We start from the raw sequence: 20,631 nt of genomic DNA on the forward strand, positions 1-20,631 counted from the left end.
TGACCTGACACGGGGGCTCAGCGGCACCTCGTCGTACTAAACATTGGGAGGACTTCGGCCATGGCTGTTGTCGTATTGCAGAAAAAAAGAAAAAAACGATTGGAAGAAGGCCACCCATGGGTGTACCGTTCGGAAATCGAACGCGTGGAAGGTGAAGCACCGCCAGGAGGGCTCGTATCCGTACATACGCACGCCGGTCAATATTTGGCGACCGGGTATTATAATCCGGCTTCGCAATTAACCGTGCGGATTGTTTCCTACGAACCGATGGAAGAAATGACGCACGCCTACTTTGTCCGCCGGATTCAAGAATGCAAGGAGCACCGGGAACGGTTTTTGCCGAACGCAGGGGCGTACCGGCTCGTTTACGGGGAGTCGGATTTCCTGCCGGGACTGATCGTGGACAAGTTTGAGGACGTGCTGGTGGTACAGATTTTGACGCTCGGCATGGAGCAAGTGCGCGAGGCGGTCGTCTCCGCGTTGGTCGAGGTAATGCGGCCGGCCGGCATTTACGAGCGCAGCGACGTCTCCGTGCGGCAGCTCGAAGGCCTGGAGCAGCGTACCGGCGTGCTATACGGCGAATGCCCGCAGCATGTCACGATCCGCGAGAACGGGATCGTTCTGGAAGTGGATATTGCACAGGGGCAGAAGACCGGTTATTTTTTCGACCAGAGGGAAAACCGGGCCGCTTTGGAACCGCTCATGAAGGGCTGGGGCCGACGGGGCGGCATTGAGCTGCAAGAGCGGGTGCTGGACGACGGGACGGTCAAGCGCGTGCCGGTCAACCGGAACGGCAGCGAAGTGACGTTTCCTTATTGGGACGGCGCGACGGTGCTGGAATGCTTCTCGCATACCGGCAGCTTTACGCTTCATGCGTGCCAATTCGGCGCCAAAAAAGTGACGTGCCTCGACATTTCCGAGCATGCTATCGAAACGGCCAAGCGGAACGTGGAACTGAATGGCTTTGGCGACCGGGTAGAGTTCGTCGTTGCCGACGCATTCGATTACTTGCGCGAGCAGGCTCGCGGCTTGGATCTTCGGCAGGAGCGGGGAAAAGCGGGCGAGCGAAAGGTCGATACATCCTTGCCACTTGCCGCGAAAGGCAGAACGTGGGACGTGGTCATTTTGGACCCGCCGGCCTTCGCCAAATCGCGGAGCGCGGTCGAAGGCGCTTGCCGCGGCTACAAGGATATTAACCTGCACGGCATGAAGCTGGTAAACGAAGGCGGGTACTTGGTGACGGCGAGCTGCTCCTACCATATGAAGCCGGAGCTGTTCCTCGAAACGATCCATGCGGCCGCCCACGATGCGGGCAAAACGCTGCGTCTGATCGAATTCCGCAATGCCGGCAAGGACCATCCCCGTATTCTCGGGGTAGACGAAGGCAACTATTTGAAGTTCGCTATTTTTGAGGTTCGAAGCAAACGATAACAGAATCAGCAAGGAACAAGCCTTAGTTCGGTGCGCAGCCGCACTAAGGTTTTTTGATTCCTTGTAGATAGATTTGACGGCGGTGAGGCCGTTGTATTATGATCCTTGCGGTAGCTTCTTCATAAGATGATTTCGGAGGTGCAGATTTGATGAATTCGAACATGTCGTTAACCGAGGCGATTCGCGGCCGGAGAAGCGTAGGGCGCGTCAAGAGCGATTCGATCGCACGGGAAGTGATCGAGCAGCTACTGGAAGCGGGCAACTGGGCGCCAAGCCACCATGCGACCGAGCCATGGCGCTTTTATGTGATGACCGGCGGCGGCCGGCAAGCGTTGGCCGCCGCGTATGCGGATATTGCAGCCGAAGGCATGTCCGGGCAAGAGCTGGAGGAGCTGCGGGCGAAGCAGGCGGCCAAGGCGTTCCGTGCGCCGGTGGTGATCGCCGTCGCCGTATCTCCGTCCACGGCGAAAGGGGTCAGCCGCATCGAGGAGTTTGCCGCAGCGCACGCCGCCGTGCAAAATATGCTGCTGATGGCGCATGCGCTCGGACTCGGGACGATCTGGCGGACCGGGGAGCCGGCCTATCATCCGCGGATGAAGCAGGCGTTCGGTCTCGGCGAAGCCGATGCCATTGTAGGACTGGTGTACATCGGCATTCCGGAGACGACGCCATCCGAAGGCAAGCGCCGTCCGGCTGCGGACAAAACGGTATGGATGACCGGCGAAGCCGACAGCAAGCTGTGACTTGCTCCCCATGCCGTCGCAGGGGCTATTCCGAATCCGTCTGACTCCGGGCTTTGACGGAACGAGCGTATTCGGAAGGGCTCATGCCGGCCGATTTTTTGAACGCTTTGGAAAAATAATGCGGCCCGCTGAAGCCGAGCATCGCGGCAATTTCGGAAAAGTTGTACGTCTTCTCCCGAATCAGCGATTTGGCCCGACCGATCTTTAATTGATTGTAATAAGACATAACGGACAGCCCGGTTTGGCGCTTGAATTGTTCTTTCAGCCGGGTTTTGGCCACATGCAGCGCCTCGCTGATTTCTCCGAGCGATACGTTTCCTTCCACATGCTCCTCCAAGTAGCCAATGACCCTTCGGGCCAACGCTTCGTTATCCTTTTCCCTTGCCGTAAACGAAAGCGGCTTGCTCATCTCCGCATGTCCCAGTCTGCGCAGAAGGCGGATCAGAAACGTCTGCAAATACAGCTGGATCAGCTGCTCGCTTCCGGCAGGCGCGTCCTGTCGCCGCTTGAGCGGGTACCGAAACGGGAATTCGAACGCATGCTTTCCCTCCTTGACGAGCTCCGCCAGAAGATTTCGCTCGGTATCCTCCAAGTGGACAATTTGCCGCGCAAACCGTTTCATCGCTTCAGACCGGCAGTCGAACGTCAGGACGATAATGTTCGGAGCGGTGCCTTCACAGGCGTAAAAGCTGTGAAATTCGTCGGGCTCATGAAACACGACCATCCCCTGACGAAGCCGATGCTGTGTCGTGCCCGCTGTCACCTCCACCTCGCCCTTGTCGACATAAACCAATTCCCAGAAATCGTGCTGCTCGCCCGGGAAAACATAATTTTTGGCAAATTCGAAATAGTACATTGTGATGATGTTGTCGATGACAATCGTTTGCTTTAAGCGCGTTCGTTGATAGCTCATCTGGTCCTTCGTCTCCTGCTTCGTTCTTACCTCCATCATACCTTGGCTCCGGGCTTCTGAAAAGCGTCACCGGCTGATGCGGGACGGGCTCATTTTGCAAAAAATGCGGCTTCGAAGACAAAGCCACGGTCGCTCCGGCTTTCTATAATGGGGGGAGAGAACCTAACCCATTACATACGGAATGCTTGGAGGAGGAGTCAGACATGAGATTGGCTGTCATTGGCTATGGAGCGAGAATACGCGGGGTGTTGAAATATGTGCGGCAGGCCAACCCCGAATGCAAGGTTACGGCGGTTGTCGACGTCCGCAAGGACAAGGCGCTGAGCGGTACGGAAGGTTCGGGCGATATCCGGCTGTTCGAGACGCCCGAGGAGATGCTTGAGCAGGAGAAGCCGGACGGCGTTCTGATCGGCACCCGCTGCTCCTTGCATACGGAAATGGCCCTGAAGGTGCTTCCGAGCGGAATACCGCTTTATCTCGAAAAACCGGTCGCGACGACGATGGAGGATGCGCTGCGCTTGAAGCGCGGCTTCGAGACCTGTCCGTCGCCGGTCATCGTCTCTTTCCCGCTGCGCGTCACATCGATCGTGAAGCTGGTGAAGGAAATTATCGATTCCGGCAAAATCGGGACGGTCGAGCATGTCCAAGCGGTCAACAACGTTCCGTACGGCGGCGTCTATTTTCACAATTGGTACCGGGACGAGAACGAAACGGGGGGCCTCTTTTTGCAAAAGGCAACCCACGATTTCGACTATATTAACCATGTGCTCGGGCTTCGTCCGGTCAGCGTCTGCGCGATGACGTCCAAGCAAATTTTCAAGGGCACGAAGCCTGCGGGGCTTCGGTGCGTCGAATGCGGTGAAAACAAAACGTGCGCCGAGAGCACGGTCGGCACGCCGATGGAGCAGGAATGGCCTTACTGCGCCTTTGCCGAAGATACGGGCAACGAAGACTCGGGTAGCGCGTTGATCCGCTACGAGACCGGGATGCATGTGTCGTACTCGCAAAACTTTTTCGCCCGGCAAAAAGCAGGCTCCCGCGGCGCGCGGTTCCTCGGCTACAAGGGGACGGTTGAGTTCGACTTTACGACCGGCATAGTCAAGGTATTCATGCATCACACGCCGCGGGTGGAAACGTACGAGATCGACGCGGCGGAAGACCATTTTGGCGGCGACGCGGCGATTGCGGAAAATTACGTCAATATGATCCGCGGCACCGAGGAGTCGATCAGCACGCTCGACGACGGTTTGCTTAGCGCGCTCCTTTGCCTGAAAGCGCGGGAGTCGGCGCTCACCGGCACGTTCCAGACGGTCGACTGGACATAGCGGACTAAAGGGCTTCGCCGGATTGTTCCGGAGGCAGCCGTTTCAGCAGCTGCTTGCGGGCCCGATTGACGGCTCTGCGCACCGCCGGCGACACATCCTGCTCCAGCTTGGCGAAGCCGGGCGCGAGCAGGTCCCAATGCTCAGCCGCTGCGGCTGAGGCATACATATTCGTCGCGTGGATGCGGACCGCCTCCTTAGCGCTGGCGATCCATACGCCGAGCAGCCGAGCAGCCGTTTCCTGCGGATACGAAGCGAGAAGCCCCTCACCGAGCGTGAGCGGGCTTTTTGCTTTTCCGGCTGAGACTGGGGCGCCCGACATTAGCAGCTCGGTCAAATCCAGCAGCGGCCGGCTCCATGCCGGGTTGAGGGTTTTGGCCGCGATCCGGACGGAGTGGGCGATGGCAGCGATCTCATGCGGCAGAGGCGAGGCGGACCATGCGGCCAGCTGCGGATAAAACGCGTGAAACTGCTTAACCAGCAGCGTTCCGCAGGCCTCGCCCGTCCAGCGACGGACGGTGGCGTGCGGGCTTCCGGCCAAGAAGCGCAGTTGTTCGGCCGTCTCGTCGGGAGCGGCCGTGTAATGGCCGGATAATAGAAAGACGGCAAGCTCCTGAGCCGTTTCGTCCCCGGATTGCGCAAGTCCGGAAGCCAGGCGGACGAGTCGCTTCGGATCGGGCAGCGCGGCTTCGATCACTTGCAGCGCTTGGTGCTTGACGGCGCGCGCCTGTTTATCGGGCAGCGTGCCGAGGACCGGGCCCAGAGCGGCCGTTAAGGCGGAAGCCGAGCCGCGGGAGGCGGCGTCCGCCGCATCGCGCTTCCAGTCTTGTTCGGCAAGCGGCATCATATCAAAACTCCTCCGTTTCAAACATTACGTTGTTATATCTTCCCACAATATTACCAAACATACGTTCTAGGGGCAAGGCATTTGTTATGGCGCAAGACGGAGCTGATCCGAAATCCGACACTCTCCCGGCAGAGGAGGAGAGCAATTCGTAGTTTACAGACAAACGGGATAGAGGTATATTATTTTTGAACACATGAATACTTGTATACAAGTACACAATATTTATCGAGGTGATAATGATGAAGCTAGGGATGATCGGACTGGGGAAAATGGGGTTTAACCTCGTGCAAAATTTACTTCAGCAGCAGCATGAGGTAGTGGTGTACGACGTCAATCCCGAACCGGGAAAGAAATTGCAAGAACGCGGCGCAGAGCTTTCCGCTTCCGTCAACGAGCTGGTTGAGAAGCTGGAAGCTCCCCGCATCGTCTGGATTATGGTTCCGGCCGGTCCGATTGTGGATCAGGTGATCGACACAGTTAGTCCGCTGCTGGAGCAAGGAGATATCGTGATTGACGGCGGGAACTCCCACTACAAGCAATCGGTGGCCCGGGCCGATAAGCTGAAGGAGCGGGGTATCCATTTTTTCGACGTGGGAACATCGGGAGGCACGGAGGGCGCGGCCCATGGCGGCTGCTTCATGATCGGCGGCGACCAAGACGCGTTTGCAGCCATTGAGCCGCTGTTTCAAGGCATCGCGGTCGACAAAGGCTATCTGTATGCCGGTGGCCACGGCAGCGGGCATTTTCTCAAAATGGTCCATAACGGCATTGAGTATGGCATGATGCAATCGATTGCAGAAGGCTTCGAAATTTTATCCAAAAGCCAATTCGATTTCAATTACGAAGAAGTTGCGCGGGTGTGGGCGAACGGTTCGGTGATTCGAGGGTGGCTGATGGAGCTGACCCAAAACGCGTTTTCCAAAGATCCCAAGCTGGACGGGATTCGTGGAATCATGAAAAGCTCCGGAGAAGGAAAATGGACAGTTCAGACGGCGCTCGATATGGAAATTAGCACGCCTGTCATCGCGTTGTCCCTGCTGATGCGATACCGCTCTATGGAAGACGATACGTTCCACGGCAAGGTGGTGGCCGCTCTGCGCAATGAATTCGGCGGTCATGAAGTCGTAAGAAATTCGTAAGACCGATTTTCCTGATGGATTCGTTTCGTAACTATGTGATAAAATCTAGAAATACTTGTTTACGTTACCTTATCGCAGTTATTGAAAACGGTCTGTATGGGAGAGTTGTTCATGCGTTATCCTGCTGCATGGTTGCAAGGGTTGTCTTTGGGAGAAAGTATGGCTTGCGAATTAAGATTGCAAATTATCGCCGGGAACATTAAGCCGAGCGAAGTCATATCGGAAAATAAGGTGGCCGCGGAATTCGGAACAAGCCGGTCGCCGGTCAGGGAAGCGTTGAAAACGTTGTCAAACGAAGGGCTCATTTGTCTGGAAAGAATGGGCGCCGTCGTGAACGGTCTGAGCTCACAGGATGTCGAAGAGCTGTATGACGTCCGGTTTTTGATCGAGAGCTTCGCGCAGCAGCGGTTGGCCGAAGGAAATCATGAGGCGCTGCTCGACAATTTGAAACGGAACATCGACAAGATGGAATTGGCGATGAAGCATCGTGATATCGAGGAATTTTCGTATCTGGACTTTTCCTTTCACGAATCGATCGTTGTGGAGGCCAAGCATGCAAGGATCTTGCATTTGTGGAAAAGCATCCGCCAAATCGTACTGACCGTCATGTACCTTACGACGGCGGAGGTATTCTCCAAGGGCCAGGACAAACTGAGGTCCGTCATCGATAAGCACCGGTCGATTGTCGCCGGGCTCGAATCGAAGGACGTCACCGTCATTCAATCCGTCGTTCAGCAATATTTTGCGGACTCGCATAAAACGCTTCATAGCAGGTTTCCTTAAAGGGCGCTGCTATGCGGCTTTTCACTGCCCACACTTGTCGACAAGTATACATGTATAAATTCATTGCCGTGCTATAAATTGGGCATACTCTGGATACCGAACCATGCTCACATGAATAATAAGGAGAGCTGCTTATGAACAGTATTTTTGGTCTTGATCACAACTTGACCTTGATCATTTGGGCGTTACTTGCCATTGTTTTTCTTGTCGTTCTGATCGCCAGATTCAAATGGAATCCTTTTGTGACGCTTTTGATTTCTTCGCTGCTATTAGGTTTTTTGGCCGGTATGAAACCTGAGGACATCATTAAAGCGGTTACAGGTGGGCTTGGCGGCACGCTCGGAACGATTGCGATCGTCATCGGGCTCGGAACGATGCTGGGCAAAATGATGGCCGAGTCCGGAGGAGCCGAGCGGATCGCGACCACGCTGATCGACCGGTTCGGCGAAAAACGGGTGCACTGGGCGATGATGGTCGTCGGATTTATTGTGGGGATTCCCGTGTTTTTCGAGGTTGGGGTCATCCTGTTGATTCCTATCGTATTTATCGTGGCGCGCAAGACGAAAATGTCGCTCTTGCAAATCGGCATTCCGCTGCTGGCCGGGCTTTCCACCGTGCACGGGCTTGTTCCGCCTCATCCAGCGCCGATGATTGCCATTGCCGCTTATAATGCCGATCTGGGGAAGACGATTCTGTACTCCATTCTGGTCGGGCTGCCGACGGCCGTTATTGCCGGCCCTCTGTTCGGCAAATTTATCGGCAGACGGTTAGCCGTAGAGCCGCCGGCCGACCTGGCCGAGCAATTCGCGGCGAAGGATAACCGCGGCCTTCCCGGGTTCGGAATCACGCTGTTCACGATTCTATTGCCCGTCCTTCTTATGTTGATCGGATCGATCGCGACCATCATCGACCCGAAGGCGACGAGCGGCCTCACCCGGTTCAGCACATTTATCGGCCATGAAATTATCGCCCTGCTTATCGCGGTCGTCTTCTCCTTCTTTTCGCTCGGCTTTGCGAGGGGCTTCAAGAAAGAGGATATTTCCCGCTTTGCCAGCGAGTGCTTGGCCCCGACCGCGACGATCATTCTGATCATCGGGGCCGGCGGAGCCTTTAAACAAGTATTGATTAACAGCGGAGTAGGCGGCGCTATTGCCGCGATGGCCACTCAGGCGCATGTGAACATTATCTTTTTCGCATGGCTTGTCGCCACTCTCATCCGTGTCGCGACAGGGTCGGCCACGGTTGCCATGACGACGGCCGCAGGCATTGTCGCTCCCGTCCTTGTGCTGAATCCGGGCGTGAATGTGGAGCTTGTCGTGCTGGCTACGGGCGCAGGATCGCTTGTATTGTCCCACGTGAATGACGCGGGCTTTTGGATGGTGAAGGAATTTTTTAACATGAGCGTATCGCAAACTTTAAAATCATGGACGGCGATGGAGACGATTTTATCCGTGGTGGGACTGATCTTCATTCTTCTCCTTAGCGTCGTGGTTTAAGAAAGAGGGGGATTTCATTGAGCCAGCCTGCCTATATGATTGGCGTTGATATCGGAACGACCAGCACGAAAGCCGTCTTATTCGAGGAAAACGGGAAAGTCGTAACCAAGGCGGACGAGGAATACCCTTTGTATATGCCTACTTCGTCTATAGCCGAACAGGACCCGGACCGCATCTTCCGCGCGGTGATCCAAACGTTGAAGCGCGTAATGGCGCAAAGCGCCGCGAGGCCGGAGCAAGTCCTGTTTGTCTCCTTCAGCTCGGCCATGCACAGTGTCATCGTGGTTGATGCCGAAGGCAAGCCGCTAACGCGCTGCATCACCTGGGGGGATAACCGGAGCGCCGCCTGGGCGGAACGCTTGAAGCGGGACATGAACGGGCATGAGATCTATTTGCGAACGGGGACGCCCATCCATCCGATGTCGCCGCTTTCCAAGCTGCTGTGGCTTCGCCACGATCATCAGGTGCTGTTTCAAAACGCCGGCAAATTCATCTCGATCAAGGAATATGTATTTGCCAAGCTGTTCGACGAATATGTGGTCGACTATTCGATCGCCTCGGCGACCGGGCTAATGAATTTGCAGAAGCTGGACTGGGACGAGGAAGCGCTGGACGTTGCCGGGGTATCGAGAAATCAATTGTCCAGACTTGTCCCGACGACGTATGCGCTGAAAGGCATGAAAGCCGTTTTCGCGGAAGAGACGGGACTTGCCGGGTCAACCCCGTTTATTGTCGGCGCGAGCGACGGCGTGCTTTCCAACCTTGGCATGAATGCAATCGAGCCCGGGATTGTGGCGGCGACCATCGGCACCAGCGGTGCGATCCGCACCGTGATTGACCAGCCGGCAACCGATCCGAAGGGGAGAATCTTCTGCTATGCCTTGACGGAAAAGCATTGGGTCATCGGCGGGGCAGTCAATAATGGCGGCATGCTGTTCCGGTGGGCAAGGGACGAGTTCGCCGCATCGGAGGTTGAAACGGCCAAACGTCTTGGAATCGACGCTTATGATCTGTTAACGAAAATTGTAGAGAAGGTCAGTCCGGGCTCCGACGGCTTGATTTTCCATCCGTATATGACCGGGGAGCGCGCTCCTTTATGGAATGCGAATGCAAGAGGCTCCTTTTTCGGCTTGACGATGCACCATCGCAAGGAGCATATGATTCGCGCCGTGCTGGAAGGGGTTATTTTTAATCTGTACACCGTCTTGCTGGCGATGGGGGAGCGGATGGGGCGGCCCAAAAAAATTCATGCTACCGGCGGCTTTGCCCGCTCCTCTCTCTGGCGCCAGATCATGGCGGATATTTTCGACCAGGAAGTGGTCGTCCCCCAAAGCTTCGAAAGCTCTTGTCTCGGAGCCGTCGTGCTTGGCTTATACGCGACGGGGAGAGCGGATTCGCTGCATATCGTTTCCCGGATGGTCGGGGCAACGCATGTGCATAAGCCGATACCGGAGCATGCCGAAATCTACCATGAGCTTCTGCCCATCTACATTAAAATCGCGAGAAACATGGAGGAGGAATACGAGGCGATTGCCCGTTTTCAACAAAAGCGGGAACGTTTCTAGAAAGCTTCAAGCTTCGATCGCGTGGAAAAAGCCGGGAAAAGCGCGCTGTCCTGCAGCGTGTTTCTTTTCCTGGTTTTTTCCTATTCTGCCGAGCCGATACCGCAGCCAAAGGATAAGCCCGGGAGGAACGGGTGTTCCGGTGTATTCGATTGTGCTATACTATACCAAAACCTGTCTTTTCCGCAATGTCCGACATTTTGGTAGAATAGTAGAGTTACGTGAATTGAAGCGAAATTTGGAGGAGCGACTATGGCTTTTCAATTTGTGCTCGGCAGAGCGGGCAGCGGCAAAACGACGTTTTGCCTGAACGCGATCAAACAGAAGCTGCTGGAGCAGCCGGACGGTGCGCCGCTGATCTGGCTCGTGCCGGAGCAGGCCAGCTTTCAGACGGAATATGCGCTTGTGTCCTCCCCGGAGCTCGGAGGCACACTGCGTGCTCAAGTGCTCAGCTTCCGGCGCCTTGCTTGGCGCGTCATGCAGGAAGTGGGTGGCACCTCGCGCCTGCCGATCGATGAAACAGGCAAAAAACTGCTGCTTCACCGCATTTTACATAAACAAAAAGACCGTCTGCGCCGTTTTCAAGCGTCGGCAGGACAAACGGGCTTTCTGGATAAATTGAACGAACTGTTTTCGGAGTTGAAACGGTACTGTATCAGCCCCGATCAGCTTGAGCAGTTTTATTCGTCGCGCTTTGCTTCCGGCGGCGATGCTTCCGGCACGCTTCCGGACAAGCTGCACGATTTGCAGCTGCTGTACGGCGAATTCGAGACGGAATTGTCCAAGCTGTACCTGGATGGGGAGGATTATTTGACACTGCTGGCCCGTCAGGTCGGCGAATCGGCGTATTTACGGGGCGCAGAACTATGGGTCGACGGGTTTCACGGGTTCACACCTCAGGAGCTTGCCGTCCTGGAGCAGCTTGCTTCGTACGCCGGGCGAGTTACGATGACGCTCTGCCTGAACCGTCCGTACGCGGACGGGGAGCAGCCGCACGAGCTGGACTTGTTCCATCCGACCGCCCGGACGATGAAGACGCTGCGGGAGCGGCTGGATGCCTTGGAGGTGGACACCGAAGCCACGATCATCCTGCCGTCTTCGCCTCCGGCAAGGTTCCGGGAGGCGCCGTCGCTCGGCTTTTTGGAGGCGCAATGGGAGGAGCGGGTGAAAAAGCCGTTCCGGCCCGAGCCGGGGGACAGCCGGCCACCGGCCGTGCACATATCGGCGGCGGCCAGCCGCAGGGCGGAGGTGGAGGCGCTGGCCCGGGACGTCGTCAAGCTCGTCCGCGACGAAGGGCTTAGATGGCGCGACATCGCCGTGTCGGTCCGCAACATGGAATCGTATGGCGAGCTGATCTCGGGCACGTTTGCCGACTACGGCATCCCGCACTTTTTGGATCATAAGCGGCCGGTTGTGCATCACCCGCTCGTCGAATTGATTCGTTCTGCGCTCGAAACGGTCAACCATTATTGGAAATACGAAGCGGTTTTCCGCGCGGTCAAAACCGGATTTTTCCTGCCGTTCGGGGAGGAAAGAGAGCGGGAGGACGGTTTGATCATCGACCGGCATGCGTTGGACCAGCTCGAAAACTATGTGCTGGCGTTCGGCATTCAAGGATACAAATGGATGAAGGATTGGACGTATTCGTACCGAACCACGCTCGAACAGGACGATATGCAGGCGAGCGAGGCGGACGAGGCGTTTCTGCGCAAGCTCAACGCCTGCCGCAGGCTGGTGGTGGAACCGCTCGGGTCGCTGCAGGAGAGTATGCGCAAGAAAGCGACGGTGCTTCAGCGGGTGGAGGCGCTGTACGGCCTGCTGGAGCAGCTTCGGGTGCCGGAGCGGCTGGAGGCATGGAGCCAGGCGTCCCTCGCGCACGGACAAGCGGAGAAAGCGCGGGAGCACGCCCAAGTGTGGGAGCGGGTCGTCGATATGTTCGATCAACTCGCCGAGCTGATGGGAGACGAGACGATGACGGCGGAGACGTTCGCGGAGCTGGTGGACACGGGGCTTGAAAGCATCAAGCTCGGCCATGTCCCGCCCACCCTCGATCAGGTGCTGGTCGGCAGCATGGACCGGACTCGTTCCGGCCAAGTCAAGCACATGTTCGTGCTTGGCGTAAGCGAGGGGGTCATGCCCGCCAAAATGCCCGAAAGCGGCGTCTTGTCGGAAGCGGAGCGCGAACAGTTGGCCGGAAACGGGCTGCAAACCGCCGAAGGAAGCCGGAGGCGGCTGCTTGACGAGTCGTTCTTGATCTACTGCGCGTTTTGCGCGCCTTCGCACGGATTATGGCTAAGCTATCCGTTGGCCGACGAGGAAGGAAGGTCGCTTCTGCCTTCGGACGTGATCCGGCAGGTGAAGCGGATGTTCCCGTCGCTGCAGGAGCGGCTGCTGTTGAACGATCCGGCGCCGGACGGCTACGCCGGCGAACAAATGGAGTACGTCGCCCGCCCGGACAAAGCCTTGTCCTTACTGATGGTGCAGTTGAAGCAGTGGATGAACGGGGCTCCGATGAACGCCGTCTGGTGGTCGGTATACAATTGGTTCGTCCGCCAGCCCGAACACGCCCTGAAGCTGTCGCGGATGGTGCAGGCGCTGCTTTATTCGAACCGGGCGAAGGAACTCACTGCCGAAACGAGCCGAGAACTGTACGGGGAAAGCATCCAGACGAGCGTATCGCGGATGGAGCGCTTCGTCGCGTGTCCGTTCTCCCAGTTCGTCTCTCACGGGCTGCGGCTGAAGGAACGACGAATCTTTCGTTTGGAAGCGCCCGATATCGGGCAGTTGTTTCACGCCGCATTGACCAAGTTTGCGGAGCAGGCGGAGTGCGACGGGTTCGACTGGGGCGGCTTGTCGGCTGCGGAATGCGAGCAGCGGGCGGCGCTTGTCGTCGACGCGCTTGCACCGAAGCTGCAGGGTGAAATTTTGCTCAGCTCCAAACGGTATTCCTATATTGCACGCAAGCTCAAGCAGGTGATTGGACGGGCGGCGCTGATGCTGGGCGAGCACGCCCGGCGGGGACAGTTCCGGCCGATCGGGCTGGAGGTCGGCTTCGGGAGCGGACAGCCGATTCCGCCGCTGCTTTACGATTTGGACAACGGCGTGCGCATGGAGCTGCGGGGAAGGATCGACCGGATCGACCGGGCGGATACCGAGCAGGGAACGCTGCTGCGGGTGATCGACTACAAGTCGAGCGCCAAGGCGTTAAATATGACCGAAGTGTATTACGGTTTGTCGCTGCAAATGCTCACGTATTTGGACGTCATTCTGACGCATGCGCCGATCTGGCTCGGCCGCGAAGCGCAGCCGGCGGGCGTTTTGTACTTCCATGTACATAATCCGGTGTTGAACGCAAGAAACGGGCTTTCCGCCCAAGAGATCGACAGCGAGCTGAAGAAGCGGTTCAAAATGAGAGGCTTGCTCCGCGCCGACGCGGATACGGTCCGGCTGATGGACGGAGGGCTGGCGGAAGCCGGAGGGCATTCCGACCTGCTGCCGGTGGCGCTCAAGACGGACGGCAGCTTCTATAAAACGTCGTCGGTCGCCTCCGAAGAACAGTGGGACACCGTTCGGCGGTACGTCAAGCGGACGATCCGCGAGATCGGGACGTCTCTGACGGACGGCACCATCGAGATTGCGCCTTACCGGATGGGCCAAGCGACGGCCTGCACGATGTGCGCGTACCGTTCCGTATGCCAATTCGACACGCAGCTCGACGGCAATGCGTATAAGCAGCTTACGCCGATCGGCAAAGACCGGGTATGGGAAGTGATGGAGCAAAAGGCTGCTTCCGCTCCCCGCTCCGCAGGAGCGGCTTATCGGCCGCGCACCGCTGCGAAACGGCAGTCTGCGGAAGAGAGCCGGACAGCGGAGCCGCAGGAAGAGAACGTCCTGGAAGAGCCGGATAACGAGAATGGAGGGAACGAACAATGACGGAAACGATGCCGAAGCCGGATAACAGCACATGGACGGACGAACAATGGCAGGCCATCGCCGTCCGCGGCCGTTCCACGCTCGTCGCTGCCGCTGCGGGCTCCGGGAAAACAGCCGTGCTGGTCGAGCGGATTATTCGCCGCATTTCGGACGAGCGCGAGCCGCTCGACGTAGACCGGCTGCTGGTCGCGACGTTCACCAAGGCGGCGGCCGCCGAAATGCGCCACCGGATCAGCGAGGCGCTGGAGAAGGCGCTGGTGGACAATCCGGGCTCGGATCACCTGCGCAAGCAGCTTGCGCTGATGCCGCAAGCGTCGATTACGACGCTGCACTCCTTTTGTATGGAGGTCATTCAACGGCATTACCAGCGGATCGGGCTCGATCCGAACTTCAGAATCGCCAACGAAACGGAAAGCGCGCTGATGCGGCAGGATTTGCTGGAGGAACTGCTGGAAGAGCGGTACGGCGAAGCCGGGGAAGGCGATTTGTTCTGGCGGCTGGCGGATTCGTTCAGCGGGGATAAAAACGACGACGCGCTATTCTCGCTGGTGCAGCGGCTGTATGACGATTCGCGGAGCCACCCGTGGCCGGACCATTGGCTGAACGAGTGCGTCCGCATGTTCGAGCATCCCGTCGCTTCCGGCGATAATCCGTGGCTGGCGAGCTTGCTTGCGTATGTCCGCTTGGAGCTTCAGGCTATGGCGTCGCGGCTTCGGGAAGCCGTTCGGATCGCAGAGCAGCCCGGAGGACCGGCGCCGTATTTGACCAATCTGCAAGATGACGGCGCGGTCGTCGGCGAGCTGCTGGAGTTGGCTGTCGAAGGCTCGTGGGAACCGCTGTATCATGCGTTTCAGGGCGCCGCTTTCGGCAAGCTGAAGGCTTGCCGGGGGGACGGCTTCGACAAAGCGCTTCAGGAGCAAGTGAAGGACATGCGGGGCGAGGTCAAAGACAGGCTGAGCGAGCTAAAGGAAGAATTGTTCGGTCGGACGCCGGAACAGTACGAGGCGGAGCTGCGGACGATGCGGCCGCTTATGGAGGCGCTAATTGGCCTGGTAATCGATTTCGGCGAGCGGTACCGGACGGCCAAAATGAGCAAACGGCTCGTCGATTTTGCGGACTTGGAGCATTTTTGCCTGAAGATCCTCAGCGCCGATGAATCGCTGCCTGAGCATCCCGTTCCTTCCGACGCAGCGCTGGAATACCGGGAGCAGTTCGCCGAGGTGCTGCTGGACGAGTATCAGGATACGAACCGCGTGCAGGAAGCGATTGTCCAACTGATCGCCAAGGACGCGCCGGGCAACCGGTTTATGGTCGGGGACGTAAAACAAAGCATCTACCGGTTTCGCTTGGCGGAGCCGGGCTTGTTTCAGGAGAAGTACAAAAGCTACCGTACCGATGGCGGCGAGCCGGGGCAGCGTATCGATCTGGCGCGCAACTTCCGCAGCCGCCGTCAAGTGGTGGACGGCACGAATTTTATTTTCCGCCAGCTGATGCACGGAGACGTTGGCGAAATCGACTATGACGAGCGGGCGGAACTCGTCTACGGCGCGGGTTATCCCGAGCCGCCAAAGGCAAGCGGCGCATTTGCGGCCGAGCTTGTGCTGATCGACCGGACGCCGCAGGACGCCGGGGCGCCGGGAGAGAGTAGCGGGGATTCCCCGGAGGGCTTTGCCACCGGGGCGGAGGAGCCCGCGGACGATGCGGCAGCCGAGGTGCGCGAGCTGGAGACGGTGCAGCTCGAAGCGCGGTATATCGCGCGGCAAATCCGCGAGATGATGGGGATGGACGGCGTAAGGCGCCGGCAGGTATACGACAAATCCGCCAAAGGCATGCGCGACGCCCAGTTCCGGGACATCGTCGTGCTGCTGCGGGCGACTCAGCAATGGGCGCCTGTCATGATCGAGGAGCTGCGGCAGCAGGGCATTCCCGCCTACGCGGAACTGAGCACCGGATATTTTACAGCCGTGGAAGTGCAAATGGTATTGTCGCTGCTCAAAGTGATCGACAATCCGTATCAGGACATTCCGCTGGCCGCCGTACTGCGTTCTCCCATCGTGGGGCTCGACGCCGAGGAATTGGCGCATATCCGCATAGGCCGTCCGTACGGGGCGTACTTCGACGCCGTGAGGGCCTACGCGCCGAGAGAAGCTGCGGATTCCGAACCGAACCGCGGAGTAGCTGGGGCCGCCGAAACGTTCGCGGCACACGAAGCCGACAAGGCCTGTGAGAGCGATGGGACGGGGGACGAATTTCACCGGAACCCGGAAACGCGGCGCAAGCTGCGGACATTTCTCGATTGGCTCGGGCAGTGGCGATTGGAATCGCAGCAAAGCTCGCTGGCCGATTTAATTTGGGACATTTACCGGAAAACCGGCTATTTTGATTTTGTCGGCGCCATGCCCGGCGGTCCGCAGCGGCAGGCCAATTTGCGGGCGCTTTACGGCCGGGCACGGCAATACGAGGAGACGTCGTTTCGCGGGCTGTTCCGGTTTTTGCGATTTGTCGAGCGGATGCAGGACAGCGGCGGCGACCTGGGAACGGCGCGGGCGCTTGGCGAGCAGGAGGATGTCGTCCGCATCATGACGATCCATAAAAGTAAAGGTTTGGAATTCCCCGTCGTCTTTGTCGCCGGAATGGCTAAGGCGTTCAATCGGCGGGATTTGACGGACAGCTTTTTGCTGCACAAGGAGCTTGGGTTCGGACCGAAGCTGATGGAGACGGACACGCGGGTCAGTTATCCGACCTTGCCGTGGCTGGCGATCCGGCGCAAAATCGAAATGGAAATGTTGGCCGAAGAAATGCGCGTGCTGTACGTAGCGCTGACCCGGGCGCGGGAGAAGCTTATCCTGATCGCGTCGGTCAAAAATTTGCAGAAGCAGCTGGACGCGTGGGGACGGTTTGTCCTGCATGACCGTTTAACGCTGCCGGACGATGCGCTGGCGGGCGCGCGCTGTTATTTGGATTGGATTGGTCCGGCGCTGATCAGGCATCCCGACGCGGCACCGCTCCGGGAAGCAGCTGGTTTGGACTATCGGCTCTGGTCGTTCATGGACGGCGAGCCCTCCGAATGGCAGGTGCGCCTGTTGAGGCCGGAGCTGTTCGCCGGGATATCCCAGGCTGCGGCGGCGGTGAGCTTTGCCGATACCCGCTGGCAGTCGGTGGTCCGGCTGGAGCCGGTCGACGAAACGGAGCGGTGGGAGCACGAAGTATGGCGGCGCTTGTCCTGGAACTATCCCCGGGAGGATGCGACGTTGGTGCTGTCCAAAACGTCTGTTACGGAGCTGAAGCGGCATTCGGAGCACCGGAAGCTGCTTGAGCTGCTGTCGGACGAGCCGTCTGCGGCATTGTGGCCGGGGGTTGGGACGGAGTCCGGAGAACCTGTTGCGGAGGACAGGTCCCGACAGGGATCGGACGGCGCAGCTTTTCACAAAGTGATCGTCCGAAGACCGCGGTTTATGGAGCGAAGCGGGCCGAATGCGGCCGAGCGCGGAACGGTGTTTCATACCGTGATGCAGCATATGCCGATGGACCGGCTCCCTTCGGAATCCGACGTCCGCGAGCTGCTGGCCTCACTGGTACAGCGGGAGCTGCTGACGGAGGAGCAGCGCGGTCTGGTTGACCCTGAGGTGATCGTGACGTTCTTTGAAAGCGAGCTGGGAAGTCGTTTACTTCACGCCAAGCGGGTGCACCGGGAAACGCCGTTCAGCTTCGGGCTGCCTGCGCGCGACGTCTATGGCCCGGAACGGGGCGGGTTGTCGGACGAGATCGTGATGCTGCAGGGCGTGATCGACTGTCTGATCGACGAAGGCGACGGTTTCGTGCTGGTGGATTTCAAGACGGACCGGTTAAAAGGGGCTTCTCCGTTTCGGGCGGCGGAAAAATACCGGCTGCAGCTTGACTTGTACGCCAGAGCCGTCGAGACGATCTGGAAGCGGCCGGTAACCGGAAAATATATCTTTTTATTCGATGGCGCTCATGTGGTGCAGCTGTGAATGAAGTACGAGTGGAAGCAGAGCACGGTATGAGCGGGTGTCGAATATGGAAGCGGAGCAGGACATAGGCTTGGCTTAAGCCAAGCACAGAGTGTTGAGAAAGTGGTTATTTATAAAAATAGCGAAATATACGGGGGCTGGGGGTGGGGTATCTACTGGAGGAGCGATAGCGTTCGCCTTTGTCTGCGGGAAATACCCGCTGTTAAGCGGCTTCAATCAAGTTTCCCGCTGACCCGGGGTCCCTGCAAAGTAATCGGACTAAGCTTCCCTGATTCAACTTCACTTTGCGGGGTGGGGCAGCGACCGGAAGTAGATACCCCACCCATTCATACACCCCTATTACCTCAATTGACCACTTTCTCAGCAACGCTGCCCCATTGCGACGCGATTAGGGAAGGAAGGAAAAAGTTATGCGGATTTTGCATACGGCAGATTGGCATTTCGGCCGGACGCTGGAAGGAAGAAGCCGGCTTGCCGAGCAGGAAGCGTTCGTCGACGAGTTGGCCCTTCTCGTGAAGGAGCAGCAGATCGATCTGGTGCTGCTGGCAGGGGACATTTACGATTCGGTGAATCCTCCGGCCGCAGCCGAGCAATTGTTTTACGATGCGCTGGCGCGTCTGTCGGATCAAGGACAGCGGCCGGTGTACGTCATTGCCGGGAACCACGATCACCCCGACCGGCTGGCCGCCGCCGACCCGCTCGCGCACAAGCTTGGCGTTACGCTGGTCGGTCTACCGGAAGTGCGGGTGCATACGGTGGACATCCGGCGCACGGGCGAAAGGGCGGTGCTGTTCGCGCTGCCGTATCCGTCTGAGTCGCGGCTGCGCGAGCTGCTGTCGGAGGGGGCCGACGAGACGCTGCTGCGGGCCGTCTATTCCGAGCGGGTGCGGCATATCGTCGCGGAACAGGCAAAGCATTACCACGAGGATACGGTCAATTTGCTCATGAGCCATCTGTATGTGCTCGGCGGGCAGGAAACGGAATCGGAGCGGCCGATTCAAGTCGGAGGCGCTTATACGGTCGACACGTCGGCGCTGGAAGCCGGGGCGCAGTACGTTGCCTTGGGGCATTTGCACCGGCCGCAATTTTTGAAGTCGGAGAAGACGACGATCCGCTACAGCGGATCGCCGCTCGCCTACAGCTTCTCGGAAGCTGGGCAGGCCAAATCGGTTACAGTGCTTGATCTGAAGCCGGGTGCGGCTCCCCAACTGGAGGAAATCTTCCTGTCCAGCGGGCGTCCGCTTGTGGAATGGAAAGCCAAAAGCGGGCTGGCGGAGGTGCATCGCTGGCTGGACGAAGGCAAGGATGCCAATGCTTGGATCGATTTGGAGGTTCACTTGCAGGAGACGATGTCGATGGAGCAGCTGCACCGGCTGCGGCTTGCCCGGGACGGGTTTATTCATATCCGGCCGGTGTACCCGGATCTGGAGGCGTCGCTGCAGGAAGCCGTGTCGGCGACGAAGCTGCCGATGGACGAGCTGTTCCGCCGCTTCTACGAGCGGCAGACCGGCGGGGCGCAGCCCGGGCCGGAGCTGATCCGGTTGTTTCTGGAGCTGTTACATACGGAGGAAGACGATCCGGCGGTGTAGCCGGATATTAATAAGGTAGATGTAAAGGGGGCTCGCTCATGCGGCCGATTCATTTGCAAATTGCGGGGCTGCAAAGCTACCGGGAAGCGCAGGACATCGATTTTAGCGCGCTAACGGGCGCAGGCGTCTTCGGCATCTTCGGGCCGACGGGCAGCGGCAAGTCGACGCTGCTCGATGCGATGACGCTGGCCTTGTTCGGGAAGGTGGAGCGGGCGCCGGGCGGCACACAGGCGATTATGAACCAGGCGGAGCAGACGCTGTCCGTCTCGTTTACCTTTGAGCTGGGGCATGCGCTCGGTGTCAAGCGCTACCGCGTAGACCGCCAGTTCAAGCGGGGCGGCGACGTCTCGGTGCTGGGCAGCCTGTGCCGGCTGATTCAATACCGCGACGACGAAGCGGTCGTGCTGGCCGACAAGGCGGGCGAGGTCAATCAGCAGATTCAGGATATACTCGGCTTGTCGATGGCCGATTTTACCCGGGCGGTCGTGCTGCCGCAAGGGAAATTCGCGGAGTTTCTGACGCTAACGGGCAAAGACCGTCGCGCGATGCTTCAGCGTTTGTTTCATCTGGAGCCATATGGCGACCGGTTGAGCGCGAAAACCGCCGCTCGTTTCAAGGAAACGGATGTGGCGATCCGGGCGCTCCAGGCGGAGCAGCAGGGGCTCGGCGACGCCTCGCAAGCGGCGCTGGCGCTGGCCGAGCAGCGGCTCGCGGAAGCGCGCGAAGCCGCCCGCGGGCTGCGCGAGCGGCTCGCCGCTTGCGAGCGCCGCGCCGCGGAGCTGCGCGCCGTGCGCGAGCTGCAGCGCGAGCGCGCGTCGCTGGCCGCGCGCCAGGCGGCGCTGGTCGCGCAGGCGCCGCGCGTGGCGCAGCTCGCGGCGCGC

General features: G+C 58.6%; 13 protein-coding genes. 11 read left to right on the top strand and 2 right to left on the bottom strand.

Going from position 1 to position 20,631, the window contains the following annotated elements; genetic code table 11:
* The first annotated feature begins 60 nt into the window (after positions 1 to 60).
* Together QMG93_RS18065 and QMG93_RS18070 are read left to right on the top strand one after the other, a co-directional pair.
* Positions 61 to 1,431: a class I SAM-dependent rRNA methyltransferase gene (locus QMG93_RS18065; protein ID WP_281938809.1), complete on the top strand. Its 1,371-nt coding sequence runs from the start codon at positions 61 to 63 to the stop codon at positions 1,429 to 1,431.
* Positions 1,432 to 1,580: 149 nt separating this feature from the next.
* A complete protein-coding gene (locus tag QMG93_RS18070) occupies positions 1,581 to 2,174 on the top strand; it encodes a nitroreductase (protein ID WP_281938812.1) in 594 nt (197 codons plus the stop codon).
* A gap of 25 nt (positions 2,175 to 2,199) precedes the next feature.
* On the opposite strand, the gene QMG93_RS18075 is transcribed toward QMG93_RS18070, so the two are convergent.
* A complete protein-coding gene (locus QMG93_RS18075) occupies positions 2,200 to 3,126 on the bottom strand; it encodes a helix-turn-helix domain-containing protein (protein ID WP_281938813.1) in 927 nt (308 codons plus the stop codon).
* A 164-nt stretch (positions 3,127 to 3,290) separates the two neighbouring features.
* Between QMG93_RS18075 and QMG93_RS18080 the strand changes: the two genes are divergently transcribed.
* Positions 3,291 to 4,412, top strand: coding sequence for a Gfo/Idh/MocA family protein (locus QMG93_RS18080; protein ID WP_281938815.1), 1,122 nt, complete (start codon positions 3,291 to 3,293; stop codon positions 4,410 to 4,412).
* A 4-nt stretch (positions 4,413 to 4,416) separates the two neighbouring features.
* Here the strand turns inward: QMG93_RS18080 and QMG93_RS18085 are convergent, their stop codons facing one another.
* A complete protein-coding gene (locus QMG93_RS18085; protein ID WP_281938817.1) occupies positions 4,417 to 5,256 on the bottom strand; it encodes a hypothetical protein in 840 nt (279 codons plus the stop codon).
* 239 nt (positions 5,257 to 5,495) lie between these two features.
* Between QMG93_RS18085 and gnd the strand changes: the two genes are divergently transcribed.
* The 8 genes from gnd to QMG93_RS18125 all read left to right on the top strand — a co-directional run.
* Complete coding sequence (gene gnd, locus QMG93_RS18090; RefSeq protein ID WP_281938845.1) at positions 5,496 to 6,395, top strand: phosphogluconate dehydrogenase (NAD(+)-dependent, decarboxylating); 900 nt, start codon at positions 5,496 to 5,498, stop codon at positions 6,393 to 6,395.
* A gap of 111 nt (positions 6,396 to 6,506) precedes the next feature.
* Entirely contained in the window at positions 6,507 to 7,178 is a 672-nt protein-coding gene (locus QMG93_RS18095; RefSeq protein ID WP_281938819.1) for a GntR family transcriptional regulator, read from the top strand.
* Positions 7,179 to 7,312: 134 nt separating this feature from the next.
* Positions 7,313 to 8,674 carry a GntP family permease gene (locus QMG93_RS18100; protein WP_281938820.1) on the top strand — a complete coding sequence of 454 codons (1,362 nt, stop codon included), beginning with the start codon at positions 7,313 to 7,315 and terminating at the stop codon, positions 8,672 to 8,674.
* A gap of 17 nt (positions 8,675 to 8,691) precedes the next feature.
* On the top strand, positions 8,692 to 10,239 hold the full coding sequence (gntK, locus tag QMG93_RS18105; protein ID WP_281938822.1) for a gluconokinase: 1,548 nt from the start codon (positions 8,692 to 8,694) through the stop codon (positions 10,237 to 10,239).
* A 249-nt stretch (positions 10,240 to 10,488) separates the two neighbouring features.
* Complete coding sequence (gene addB / locus QMG93_RS18110; RefSeq protein ID WP_281938824.1) at positions 10,489 to 14,169, top strand: helicase-exonuclease AddAB subunit AddB; 3,681 nt, start codon at positions 10,489 to 10,491, stop codon at positions 14,167 to 14,169.
* The gene (gene addA, locus QMG93_RS18115) at positions 14,166 to 18,161 is read left to right on the top strand and encodes a helicase-exonuclease AddAB subunit AddA (RefSeq protein ID WP_281938825.1); all 3,996 of its coding nucleotides are present in this window, start codon (positions 14,166 to 14,168) and stop codon (positions 18,159 to 18,161) included. The genes addB and addA overlap by 4 nt, the downstream gene beginning before the upstream one ends.
* Before the next feature lie 410 nt (positions 18,162 to 18,571).
* Positions 18,572 to 19,750, top strand: a complete 1,179-nt coding sequence (locus QMG93_RS18120) for an exonuclease SbcCD subunit D (RefSeq protein WP_281938827.1) — start codon at positions 18,572 to 18,574, stop codon at positions 19,748 to 19,750.
* A 38-nt stretch (positions 19,751 to 19,788) separates the two neighbouring features.
* On the top strand, positions 19,789 to 20,631 hold an 843-nt coding region (locus QMG93_RS18125), incomplete at its 3' end, for an AAA family ATPase (protein WP_281938829.1).

It is taken from the genome of Paenibacillus tyrphae, assembly GCF_027925525.1.
Taxonomy (GTDB): Bacteria; Bacillota; Bacilli; order Paenibacillales; family NBRC-103111; genus Paenibacillus_G; species Paenibacillus_G tyrfis_B.

Bases quoted from the DNA above. Each gene is read 5' to 3' on its own strand.
- QMG93_RS18065 (WP_281938809.1), top strand. From the start codon at position 61: ATGGCTGTTGTCGTATTGCAGAAAAAAAGAAAAAAACGATTGGAAGAA.
- QMG93_RS18070 (WP_281938812.1), top strand. From the start codon at position 1,581: ATGAATTCGAACATGTCGTTAACCGAGGCGATTCGCGGCCGGAGAAGC.
- QMG93_RS18075 (WP_281938813.1), bottom strand. From the start codon at position 3,126: ATGATGGAGGTAAGAACGAAGCAGGAGACGAAGGACCAGATGAGCTAT.
- QMG93_RS18080 (WP_281938815.1), top strand. From the start codon at position 3,291: ATGAGATTGGCTGTCATTGGCTATGGAGCGAGAATACGCGGGGTGTTG.
- QMG93_RS18085 (WP_281938817.1), bottom strand. From the start codon at position 5,256: ATGATGCCGCTTGCCGAACAAGACTGGAAGCGCGATGCGGCGGACGCC.
- gnd (WP_281938845.1), top strand. From the start codon at position 5,496: ATGAAGCTAGGGATGATCGGACTGGGGAAAATGGGGTTTAACCTCGTG.
- QMG93_RS18095 (WP_281938819.1), top strand. From the start codon at position 6,507: ATGCGTTATCCTGCTGCATGGTTGCAAGGGTTGTCTTTGGGAGAAAGT.
- QMG93_RS18100 (WP_281938820.1), top strand. From the start codon at position 7,313: ATGAACAGTATTTTTGGTCTTGATCACAACTTGACCTTGATCATTTGG.
- addB (WP_281938824.1), top strand. From the start codon at position 10,489: ATGGCTTTTCAATTTGTGCTCGGCAGAGCGGGCAGCGGCAAAACGACG.
- addA (WP_281938825.1), top strand. From the start codon at position 14,166: ATGACGGAAACGATGCCGAAGCCGGATAACAGCACATGGACGGACGAA.
- QMG93_RS18120 (WP_281938827.1), top strand. From the start codon at position 18,572: ATGCGGATTTTGCATACGGCAGATTGGCATTTCGGCCGGACGCTGGAA.